Source organism: Pseudomonas sp. URMO17WK12:I6 (assembly GCF_003253625.1).
GTDB lineage: Bacteria > Pseudomonadota > Gammaproteobacteria > Pseudomonadales > Pseudomonadaceae > Aquipseudomonas.
Map to the genome: position 1 here is coordinate 98,304 of NZ_QKYZ01000020.1, position 9,913 is coordinate 108,216.

11 protein-coding genes and 1 pseudogene are annotated in these 9,913 nt (G+C 56.5%); 7 read left to right on the forward strand and 5 right to left on the reverse strand.

Annotated features, from left to right (window positions below; genetic code table 11):
* Positions 1 to 72: 72 nt before the first annotated feature.
* A complete protein-coding gene (locus F475_RS26655) occupies positions 73 to 1,176 on the forward strand; it encodes a polyamine ABC transporter substrate-binding protein (protein ID WP_018925631.1) in 1,104 nt (367 codons plus the stop codon).
* 242 nt (positions 1,177 to 1,418) lie between these two features.
* Positions 1,419 to 2,714: a type VI secretion system tip protein TssI/VgrG gene (tssI, locus tag F475_RS26660; protein WP_111455134.1), complete on the forward strand. Its 1,296-nt coding sequence runs from the start codon at positions 1,419 to 1,421 to the stop codon at positions 2,712 to 2,714.
* Positions 2,715 to 2,781: 67 nt separating this feature from the next.
* On the opposite strand, the gene F475_RS26665 is transcribed toward tssI, so the two are convergent.
* Both F475_RS26665 and F475_RS26670 read right to left on the reverse strand, forming a co-directional pair.
* Positions 2,782 to 3,477, reverse strand: a complete 696-nt coding sequence (locus F475_RS26665) for a class I SAM-dependent methyltransferase (RefSeq protein WP_305887972.1) — start codon at positions 3,475 to 3,477, stop codon at positions 2,782 to 2,784.
* Between the two features lie 181 nt (positions 3,478 to 3,658).
* Positions 3,659 to 4,015, reverse strand: a complete 357-nt coding sequence (locus F475_RS26670; protein ID WP_111455136.1) for a VOC family protein — start codon at positions 4,013 to 4,015, stop codon at positions 3,659 to 3,661.
* Between the two features lie 141 nt (positions 4,016 to 4,156).
* Here F475_RS26670 and F475_RS26675 point away from each other — a divergent pair, with 141 nt between their 5' ends.
* Both F475_RS26675 and F475_RS26680 read left to right on the forward strand, forming a co-directional pair.
* Positions 4,157 to 4,609 (forward strand): thiol-disulfide oxidoreductase DCC family protein, encoded by a 453-nt coding sequence (locus tag F475_RS26675; RefSeq protein WP_111455137.1) that lies wholly within the window; start codon positions 4,157 to 4,159, stop codon positions 4,607 to 4,609.
* On the forward strand, positions 4,606 to 4,974 hold the full coding sequence (locus tag F475_RS26680) for a DoxX-like family protein (RefSeq protein ID WP_111455138.1): 369 nt from the start codon (positions 4,606 to 4,608) through the stop codon (positions 4,972 to 4,974). The genes F475_RS26675 and F475_RS26680 overlap by 4 nt, the downstream gene beginning before the upstream one ends.
* A gap of 14 nt (positions 4,975 to 4,988) precedes the next feature.
* Here F475_RS26680 and F475_RS26685 read toward each other — a convergent pair whose 3' ends face one another.
* The 3 genes from F475_RS26685 to F475_RS26695 form a co-directional block, all read right to left on the reverse strand.
* Complete coding sequence (locus F475_RS26685) at positions 4,989 to 5,480, reverse strand: DUF2269 domain-containing protein (protein ID WP_018925626.1); 492 nt, start codon at positions 5,478 to 5,480, stop codon at positions 4,989 to 4,991.
* A 1-nt stretch (position 5,481) separates the two neighbouring features.
* Positions 5,482 to 6,609, reverse strand: coding sequence for a saccharopine dehydrogenase family protein (locus F475_RS26690; RefSeq protein ID WP_111455139.1), 1,128 nt, complete (start codon positions 6,607 to 6,609; stop codon positions 5,482 to 5,484).
* Positions 6,610 to 6,691: 82 nt separating this feature from the next.
* On the reverse strand, positions 6,692 to 7,276 hold the full coding sequence (locus F475_RS26695; protein WP_111455140.1) for a DUF4157 domain-containing protein: 585 nt from the start codon (positions 7,274 to 7,276) through the stop codon (positions 6,692 to 6,694).
* Positions 7,277 to 7,570: 294 nt separating this feature from the next.
* Between F475_RS26695 and F475_RS26700 the strand changes: the two genes are divergently transcribed.
* The 3 genes and pseudogenes from F475_RS26700 to F475_RS26710 form a co-directional block, all read left to right on the forward strand.
* Entirely contained in the window at positions 7,571 to 8,440 is an 870-nt protein-coding gene (locus F475_RS26700; RefSeq protein ID WP_026286372.1) for a GyrI-like domain-containing protein, read from the forward strand.
* Between the two features lie 512 nt (positions 8,441 to 8,952).
* Positions 8,953 to 9,654, forward strand: a complete 702-nt coding sequence (locus tag F475_RS26705) for a cytochrome-c peroxidase (protein WP_111455141.1) — start codon at positions 8,953 to 8,955, stop codon at positions 9,652 to 9,654.
* 20 nt (positions 9,655 to 9,674) lie between these two features.
* Positions 9,675 to 9,913 (forward strand): annotated as a pseudogene (locus F475_RS26710) (hypothetical protein); the annotation flags it as partial.

Below are 9,913 nucleotides of genomic sequence, written 5' to 3' on the forward strand. Positions count from 1 at the left end.
GTAACGCCCGGTATATTCGCTGGCAGGACTTACGATGGCCATGAGGGCACATCGTCTTGATAAGGATGTTGCATGAGAAAATCACGTTTGCGAACCATTTTTTCGGCCTCGCTTCTCTGTGCTGGGATGAGCACATCAGTGGGAGCTGTAGAGCCTGGGGTGCATCTGTACAACTGGTTCGGGCTTCTCGCACCGGAGACCCCAAAGGAGTTTGAGCAGGCAACTGGCACCAGAGTGCATATGGATGCTTTCGACAGCGCCGAAATCATGCAGAGCAAAGTAATGGCTGGGCGCACGGGGTATGACGTGGTTGTGGCCACCTCCAATGTGTTGCCAAGCCTGATCCAGGCGGGAGTACTTCAGCCGCTGGATCGTAATCAACTGAGTAATTTGTCCCATATCGATCCTGATATCTTGTCCCAGGTCGCGGTCAATGATCCTGGTAATCGCTACGCTGTGCCCTATCTATGGGGTACTACCGGCATTGGCTATGACGTTGACAAAGTCAAAGCGGCATTGGGTGATAATGCTCCGGTGAATAGCTGGGATTTGATCTTCAAAGAAGAAAACATCAGTAAGCTCCAGTCGTGTGGTGTGGCAATGCTTGACTCTCCAAGTGAGATCATTTCGATTGCTTTGCATTACCTTGGGCTCCCCAGCAACAGCAGGAACCCGGATGATTACCAGAAAGCTCAAGCCCTACTGTTAAAAATCCGCCCCTACGTCCTCTATTTCGACTCCTCCCGAATTGACGCTGACCTGGCTGACGGCAATATTTGTGCAGTCGTGGGATGGGCTAATGGTGCCCTTGCTGCGCAGGCCATCAACGAGAAGACCAACACTGGACGCAAGATTACCTACAGCCTTCCTCGCGAAGGAGCGCTGGTCTGGTCGGAAAATCTGGTTCTTCTAAAAGACGCGCCCCACCCAAAGGAAGGTATGGCGTTTATTAATTACATGTTGCGACCAGAAGTTATTGCCAAGACCTCAAACCACACTCTCTACCCTAACGCTAACAAAGATGCCGCTGAGTTTGTCGAACAGAAGTTGCGAGACAACCCCTGGATTTATCCAGACAAAAAGACCATTGCCACACTTATCCCACTTGAGCCACTGCCATTGAAGCTGGAGCGAATCCGCACGCGGATCTGGACCAAAGTGAAGAGTGGTGTGTGATCTGACTTGATTTGTCGCCTGTTGCTCTATGCATGTCTTTATTTTACGCGGACGTGCTTGAGCAGCAGGTTGAGGCTATTTATGTCCGGAAAGTAAGACGCAAACGCCAATATACAAGAGCGCCAAATTAGTGGATTAGTGCCTGTTGTAGGCTCTTGCCCTGAGCTGGACTTACCCGGCTTCCTGACATTGACATCTGCGACAGCCCCGATTCAACACTTTATGCAAGAAGAGAACAGTGGATGTTCAGCCCAGCCAATCAGACGCCTTTCAGTTTGACCATCGACGGTTTTGCGCACGACTTTCAAGTACTCGCATTCTCCGGAGATGAGGCGATCAGCAGGCCTTACCTCTTCAACGTGGAGCTTGTTAGCGAGCGGTCTGACCTGGATCTCGAAAGCCTCTTCGACGTAGAGGCTTTTCTGACCTTCGACGCGAAGGGCAACGGCGTCCATGGACGGATCTATCACATCGCCCAAAGCGGTAATGATCAGCGTTTGACGCACTACAATCTGGCCCTCGTACCGCACCTGTCCTACTTGCGCCACCGCATCAACCAGAGGATCTATCAACAGTTCTCGGTGCCGAAAATCGTCGCCTTGATACTGGAAGAACACGGGATTGTGGGTGAGGCTTATCGGTTTCATCTGGGGTCGACCTACCCCGAGCGTGACTACTGTACCCAGTACGATGAAACGGATTTGCACTTTATTCAGCGCTTGTGCGAAGAAGAAGGTATCCACTTCCACTTCCAACACAGCGCTCAAGGCCACGTACTGGTCTTTGGCGATGACCAGGCGGCTTTTCCCAGGATTGGGCAACCCACTGCTTATGGACAAGAGAGCGATAGAGTGGCCAACGAGCCACTGATCAAGCGCTTCAACCTACGTCTGGGGAGAAACGAGCAACAGCCAGGCATGGAAAACGATGACAAGCTGAAGCCTTTCACAAGCCATGAGCACGGCAAGCAGATAAGTCTGCGTGCTATGGAGCGCCGCCATGCGGCTTATCGTCAAGCCGAAGGGCAAGGTGACCAGACCCGGTTAGTCAGTGGCCATGTTCTGGAGATCTCTGGCCACCCGCGCCAGGAATGGAACGACCGATGGTTACTGACTCAGGTCATCCACGAAGGCAAGCAACCACAGGTATTGAGCGAGAACATCGCCAGTGGCAACACAAACAACGAGGATGACTTTCATCAGGGTTACCGCAACCGCTTTATCGTTCTTCCGTGGGACGTGTCCTATCGTCCGCCTTTGGCTCACAAGAAACCTCAGGTACCAAGTAACCACACCGCTGTGATCATCGCTCTGGAAGACGAGGAGATCCAGGGTGATAGGCGCCTCGGAAGGGTCAAGGTCAAGTTCCCCTGGGACCGCGAAGGTAGATTTGATGACAAGAGTTGTTGTTGGCTGAGGGGGACCTCCAATTGGAGTTGTGGAATGACGCCCCCCCGAACGGGTATGGAAGTCATGGTTACATTTCTCGAAAGCGACCCCGATCAACCGCTGATCAGCGGTTGCCTGTGCTGCCGCTAACCGCAAACCCTATAAGAGCAGCAATCGTCAGGTTGAAATTTGCCCCTGCAATTACTTAGTCAAGGGCTCAAGCCAGCAGGTCGGCGATCCACCGGGCCTGCCGGGCGACATCCTGCACCTTTTCCTCGGGCACGGCCTGCCGCGCCTTGGCGAAGCTGCTCAGGGTCCGCTGCTTCTCGCGCAACAGGCGCTGCCACTTGATCAGGAATGCCGAGCTGCGTGCCTGCATCTGCAGCGGACCGAAATACAGCTCCTCGGCGGTGTACATCACCGGCCCGGTGCGCTCGGCGACGATGATTTCGTAGTCGAAGCGGTTTTCCCGCAGCACTTCCTCGCAGAGGATGCAGTAACCATTTTCCATCAGCCATTGGCGCAGTGGCTGCTCGCCGCCGTTGGGTTGAAGGATCAGGCGCTCCTGGCCGCTCAGACGTGCCTTGCCGCTGTCGAGAATGTCGCGGATCGTCTCGCCGCCCATGCCGCAGATGCTGATTGCCGTGATCCCGTCTCCCGGCTCGATTGCCGTCAGGCCATCGGCCAGGCGCACGGTGATCCACTGGTCCAGGTCGTTCTCGCGCACGGTGCGTTCGGCCGAGCGAAATGGCGTCAATGCCACCTCTCCGGCCACCGCCGCGACGATGGCGCCACGGCGCATCAATGCCACAGGCAGGTAGCCGTGATCCGAGCCGATATCGGCCAGGCGCGCACCTGCTGGCACATGTGCCGCCACGCGTTCCAGGCGCATGGACAATGTCTGTTGGTTCAACTGCTGCCCCTTTTCACCACGAACGTCCGGCACCTTTGACCGGGTCGGCCCGCGATTCTGGCGAGCAACGCTGTGCATTTCAAATTTATGCGACCAGGGTCATGGCTCGCCCCGCACCTACCGCTTGAGTATCGGCCCAAAGCGAACCCTGGTAATGGACCGCTTTGGGCAGACCTGAGACCTACTGCCGAGCCGTCCAAACGGCCAGTTCATAGCCATCCGGATCAATGAAGTGGAACCTGCTTCCACCAGGGAACGAGAATACTTCGCGGCTGATAACAGCGCCCAAGGCTTTGAGCCGTTGCTGCGCCTCATCGAGATCATCCGAGTACAAAATGATCAAAGGGCCACCAGGTCGAACCGGCTCTCCCGTAGTGAAGCCACCGGTAAGGCGGCCATCACTGAATTCCGTATAGGTTGGGCCGTAGTCGACGAATGTCCAGCCGAACGCACTGCCGTAGAAAGCTTTGCTGCGAGCAATGTCGTCGACATTAAATTCAATATTGTCGATCTGCCGGTCTTTACCACGCACACTCATGGATGCCTCCTTGGCTGATATTAAAGGAACAATGATATTGCAGCTGCCGGCAAGGAGCAGCCCCCCTTCGGCGAAATGCAGACTTTAACGCTGGCACGCGGTTATGATCCGGGATAATCAGGTTCCCTTGGATCCACGCTTATGCCCACCTCGAAAATCCGCCCCTCACCCGCGCCGCTGCTCAAACCAGGAGAGACGGTGGTCTTGTTCGACGGTGTCTGCAAGCTGTGCAATGGCTGGGCGAGGTTTTTGATTCGCCATGACCGCCAGCGGCGCGTGCGGTTGGCGGCGGTTCAGTCACCCGAGGGGCAGGCTCTGCTCGCGTGGGCAGGTTTGCCCGTGGATCAGTTCGACACCATGGCGGTGATCCGCGACCGACACTTCTGGGAGCGTTCGGATGCATTTTTCGAAGTCATCGCCCAGTTGCCAGCTCTCTGGCGCCCAGTGAACCTGTTGCGCATCTTCCCTCGCATGCTTCGAGATTGGGCATACGACCGCATTGCGCTTAATCGTTATCGGCTCTTCGGGAAATACGACACGTGCCTGCTGCCGGATCCTGATCATGAACAACGCTTTTTGAAAGCGCCCCTATGAACGCCCTCACACGTATTAACTGGATCGCCCGTGGGGGGCTGGCGTTCATGTTTGGCTACCACGGTCTGATTCCCAAGTTGCTGTGGCTAAGCCCTGGCGAGCGAACAATGATCCAGTCTCACGGGATCACTCAGGTTGAGCTGTTCGCCAATATTGCCGGGGTCGCAGAAATTGCGCTGGCCTTATGGATACTGATCGCACCGCGCAGTGCCTGGCCTCTTGCCGTCGCCGCGACGGCGCTGTTTGGCCTGCTGCTGGATGTAGCAATTTTCAATCCATCAATGCTCAAGGAGGCCTTCAATCCAGTCTCGTTGAATGTGGCGGGACTTACCCTGTGCGCAGTGGCCTGGAACACCAAGACTTGAGCCAGCCGATCCTGCTATCCCAATAGCCCAACCAGTTGCACCGGCGTCATCTTCGTCACCATCATCAGCACAATCACAAACATCCCGACAAAACCGACTACCCCCATCCACCACCATTTTTTGTACACGGATCGGTATTCATCATCGAGTCCGCTTCCAGCCTCAACTGCGCACGACGCCATCAGGTACAGCCGCTTCTGCAACACCAGCACCGGCAGCCAAAGCGAACCCACGCAGAAGAAGATAATCAACGAAGTCAGTACCCACTCCGTGGTCATGGGTAGTCCGGAGAGCCTCATCAGCAGGTAGCCCGTGATGATCTGAACAAAGCCTGCCGGCGTGGTAATCCAGGTGTCGAAGCGCACGACCATCCGGGCCACATGCGCGATCACTTGAGGGTTGGCCGTGCGGCTGGCGGCGATCAGATAGAGGTAGGAACCCATGCCGAATCCGAACAGGAAAATCGCGGCAATGATGTGGAGGTACTTCAGGCATAGATAGAGCATGTCAGCGCAGCTCGCCAGAGAACAGCACAGACAGGCTCAAATTGTCCGGATCGTTGATCGCTGCCATGTATTCATCGACGGTAATTTCGCCCACGCAAGCCCTGGCACCGGGATGCGGCACATAGCCCTGGGCCATTTTTGCGGCCAAGGCTACAGATGCGCAGCTTGGGATTTGCGGCCCCTTGTCATTGGTGGCCGTCAGTTGCACCGTCATGGCCAGCGGTTTCCCATCAACTCCCTTGCCCTGAACGTCGATGTACATCGCGCTTTTGCCATCGCCGAAACGTTCAAACCGGGTCCCCAGCCGATGCAGTCTGGCGGCCCAAAGGGCATGGTCGCGAACCAGCCCGATCTTCAACGCCTGAGCCAGCAGATAGTTGGCGACACCACCCAGCTTCAAGCCCGCGCCGGCCTTGAAGCTCAGGGTTTGCGCGCCATAGCGGCTGGCGAAAATATCCATGTCCGGCACATCGACGTTGGCCAGCACGCGAGTGCCCAGATGCGGCATCTTGCGCAGCGTCAGATCCTGCCAACCCGACACTTCATGCACCTTGCCATTCTTGAGTTGCCTGATCGGTTTACCTGCGTAGGCGAGTACGCCTTCGACGGTCGACAATCCCGGCATCTTCGCCGAAGAGGAAATGCCATGCTCGATCGAGTCGATACGACTGAAGCGATAGCGCTGCTGATCGATGATGGCTGACGATAGCGTCGGCACCGAACTGCAGCCACTGAGGATCGCCACTCCTGCCTGTTTCGCCAAGGCATCGAGTACGCCAACGCCGTTGACGAAGGTTCGGCAGTCAGACAGGTCGCAGTAGTTCACGCCAGCCTCGATGCAGCTCTCGGCGACCGCATAGGATTGCCCCTGAAACGGGCCGCCAGTATGGATGACCAACTGGATGTCCATCGAGCGCAAAACGGATTTGAACTCAGTGCCCATGGCATTGCCGCACCAACTTTCGGCGACAGTGCCCGATTGGCTTTTCAACTCATCGACTTTGCGCTGCAACTTGTGTGGATCGCGGCCCGAGATCACCAGTTCCACATCTGGCATCACCGCCAAATGCCTGCAAACGATGCTACCAAAGTTTCCGTAGCCACCGACCACCATCACCCTGAACACCATTCAACTCTTCCCTAACTGACAGGCTGCTTTCAGCCAATAATGACCGCTTTGTGCCTGTAATGTCAGGCGGCTTCGCTACCCTTCATTGAGTCCCTCCCCGCACCGACCGTCGAACTTCAGCCTGTATGGCATAAGCCGGCGCCTCCACAGCATTGAAATCTTGTGTATAGCGCTGGGCAAATCCTTCTACCCCCCATTCCTGAAACTGCTGCACGTGCTTCAGTTCGTGAGCCCAGAGCGCGATGTCCTGTTCTGCGGTTTGAGCATCCCGGAAGAGGATGATGTCGATCAGCGTCACGGCACCGACATCGGGGTTTTGCAGCATGGTAGTGGCGGCGCTGAATTGGCCGTTATCGCTCACTTTGTAGTGCGCGGCATCGAGGACGCTGGGGTCGTACCAGCGCAGCAGTTGCTCCCGGATGTGCGGTGGAATGGGTTGGATCTCGGCGCTGGCTGCTTCAGCGCGGGCTTGGGTCAGCCACAGCGCCAGGGCAGGTGCCGCGACCTGGTAGACGCCATCAGGCACCTGCCCCAGATCTGGCAGGCAGATGCAGCCGTTCAGGCACACTTGTTTCTCGCCAGGTGGGCAGGCGTTAGTCTGGGCTTGCACTACAGGAGTCAGGCCAAGAACAGACAGCGCCACCAGGCATGTGATGATGGGCGGCATTGGGCCCTCCAGGGACGGAAGCAGCGCGAACAGCGAATCACAATTGATCGATGACCCGCATAACTTTAGCGCACCCTTGTCGGGTCTCTTCTCGATGATTGCCTGGGGGTAATTGCTGCCCTCACAACGACAGCAACAGTCGATCAGAAGTGATCGGACTGGGTATACGGTGTCTCATGGTGGAAGAAACCGCATCGGCCAACCCAAAACGTACCTTGAGCAAACGCGGCTAGGCGCGTTTACACCGCTATAGTCGATTCTATTGCCGACCGTACTTCCAGGAGCCTTTTCCCAGTGTCTGACATGCCGAGCAACTTCGCCTACACAAAACGCTTCAACGCCGTACTCGCCTACATCGATGCCAATCTTGAAGGTGACTTGTCGGTGAAGACGTTGAGTCATGTGGCGAACTTTTCGGTGTTTCACTTCCATCGACAATTCAGCGCGTTCGCAGGTGTGCCGGTCTCACGTTATGTGCAACTGATGCGGCTACGACGCGCGGCACATCGCCTGGCCTCCCTCGCTGATCACTCGGTACTGGACGCGGCACTCGGTGCCGGCTTTGAAAGCCCCGAGGCATTTTGCAGGGCGTTCAGGCGGGCGTTCGGTATGACCCCGAGTGCGTTCAGGAAGGAACCGAACTGGCAGGTCTGGAATGCGGTATTCGCAATCCCTCATTTTTCCAGGACTATCATCATGCAAGTACGAATCGTGGAATTCCCAGAAGTCAGGGTCGCAGCGCTTGAGCACTGCGGACCACCCGGGCTCGTCAATGAGAGCGTGCGCAAGTTCATCGAGTGGCGCATGCAGAGCGGACAGTCGCCGGTGGCATCGAGTCGCAGCTTTGGCATTCCCTATGGCAACCCCGACACGACACCTGCACAAGCATTCCGCTTCGCCATCTGCGGCGAGATTCACGAGGCTGTGGCGCCGAATGAGTTCGGCGTACGCGAGATCGTCATTCCTGGCGGTCGCTGCGTCGTGGTGCGACATACGGGGTCACCGGATCACATCGGCGAAACGATCTATCCGATATACCGTGATTGGCTTCCTGCCAGTGGCGAGGAACTCCGTGACCACCCGTTGTTCTTCAATTACCTGAGCGTCTATCCCGAGACGCCGCAGGATCAATGGCAAACTGACGTGTATGTTCCGCTTCAATAGCGGAGCAAGCAGCTTTCGACCCTGACGGACATTGACGAGTGTCCGCTCAGGGTTGGCATCCACATCAACGACGACAGCTTCTTTGCCCGTAACCCAGGGCCTGTTAACGCTTCGCGACAAAGTCAACGAGGGGAAAGCGCAAACCCGCGAAATCCTCGACTGCAGAAAGCCATCCTGACCGGTCGCTTTCCAGTCCCATTGGCAAGTTTTCAAACCCTGTACTACTGTCATCTCGTGCTGGATGCTCGGGATCGCGGACGTTCGATCTCCCCCAAGGTCATGGAATGAAGACCCCATCGTGAACACACAAGTGTTCCAACCGCTGTGCATACGACGTGTACGACGAGCCCAATGTGGCTCCGGTTCACAGGGAGGTGCTTATGGTGGCTTCAGGTCTAAAGTCTCGGCAGCAAATGCTGAGCATTCGCCATTGTATTGATACGAAACACTCTGCTTCCCTCCCCTGGCATCCCGGCTCCCGATTTCAGCCCGCTAAGTACCAGTAACTGAGCATGCGCAGCGTGCACTGCCTAAGCATATGCCTGGCGCTGTTGCCTGCCGGCATGGTTATGGCTGACCCTCTGCCCGGATTGTCGGCGTCTTGTACGGAGCAAGCCGTAGATAACCTGCTGGGGCTTCCGCCCATACCAGATGCCTCGTCACCTGAGCATCTGGTGGAAAAAATCCAGCTTGGCAAAACGCTGTTCTTTGACAAGCGTCTGAGTGCTGACGGCTCGATCAGTTGTGCCTCTTGCCATAATCCCGAACGAGGCTTCATCGACGGTTTGCCGCGCGCCCAGGGCATCCATCGCCAGCTTGGAACACGCAACACCCCTACCCTCGTCAATGCGGCTTTTGCCGAAACTCAGTTCTGGGACGGGCGCCGTGACAGCATCGAGTCGCAGGCTACGGATCCCCTCTTTAACCCGATCGAACACGCCGTGAATGATGAGGTGCAGTTACTCCATACCATTCGGCAGGACATTCAGTATGTTGCGGCTTTCGAGAAGGTGTATGCGGCCTCCCCTGAGACGTTAATGGCCACGCAAGTTGCACAAGCCATCGCGGCCTACGAACGCACCCTGGTGGCTGGTAACTCTGCATTTGATCGTTATCGCTATGGACACGACAAAACAGCTCATCCAAGCCAGTCGCCCTCTGGTTCTGACGCCCCTGGAAAAAACCGATTTGGTGGCGTTTCTCTAACCAGTTGACGGCATGGAGCGGTGCCTCCTTGCTGTATGACGCCAACGGCAATATGACCAGTGACGGCAGCAACACTTACACCTGGAATTCGCGCCAGCGCCTGAGCACGCTCACGGGCGCCGTATCCGGGAGTTTCAGTTATGACGCGGCCAACAGGCGCAGCCAGAAGACAATTTCCGGCCAGACCACCAGTTATGTCTTCGACGGTGCCAACCTGGTGCAAGAACTGACCGGTACTGTCACCCCCACGGTACAGGCCAATCTCCT

What these genes read in the sequence shown, in the direction of transcription:
- F475_RS26655 (WP_018925631.1), top strand. Translation starts at nt 73, where the DNA reads ATGAGAAAATCACGTTTGCGAACCATTTTTTCGGCCTCGCTTCTCTGT.
- tssI (WP_111455134.1), top strand. Translation starts at nt 1,419, where the DNA reads ATGTTCAGCCCAGCCAATCAGACGCCTTTCAGTTTGACCATCGACGGT.
- F475_RS26670 (WP_111455136.1), bottom strand. Translation starts at nt 4,015, where the DNA reads ATGAGTGTGCGTGGTAAAGACCGGCAGATCGACAATATTGAATTTAAT.
- F475_RS26675 (WP_111455137.1), top strand. Translation starts at nt 4,157, where the DNA reads ATGCCCACCTCGAAAATCCGCCCCTCACCCGCGCCGCTGCTCAAACCA.
- F475_RS26680 (WP_111455138.1), top strand. Translation starts at nt 4,606, where the DNA reads ATGAACGCCCTCACACGTATTAACTGGATCGCCCGTGGGGGGCTGGCG.
- F475_RS26685 (WP_018925626.1), bottom strand. Translation starts at nt 5,480, where the DNA reads ATGCTCTATCTATGCCTGAAGTACCTCCACATCATTGCCGCGATTTTC.
- F475_RS26690 (WP_111455139.1), bottom strand. Translation starts at nt 6,609, where the DNA reads ATGGTGTTCAGGGTGATGGTGGTCGGTGGCTACGGAAACTTTGGTAGC.
- F475_RS26695 (WP_111455140.1), bottom strand. Translation starts at nt 7,276, where the DNA reads ATGCCGCCCATCATCACATGCCTGGTGGCGCTGTCTGTTCTTGGCCTG.
- F475_RS26705 (WP_111455141.1), top strand. Translation starts at nt 8,953, where the DNA reads ATGCGCAGCGTGCACTGCCTAAGCATATGCCTGGCGCTGTTGCCTGCC.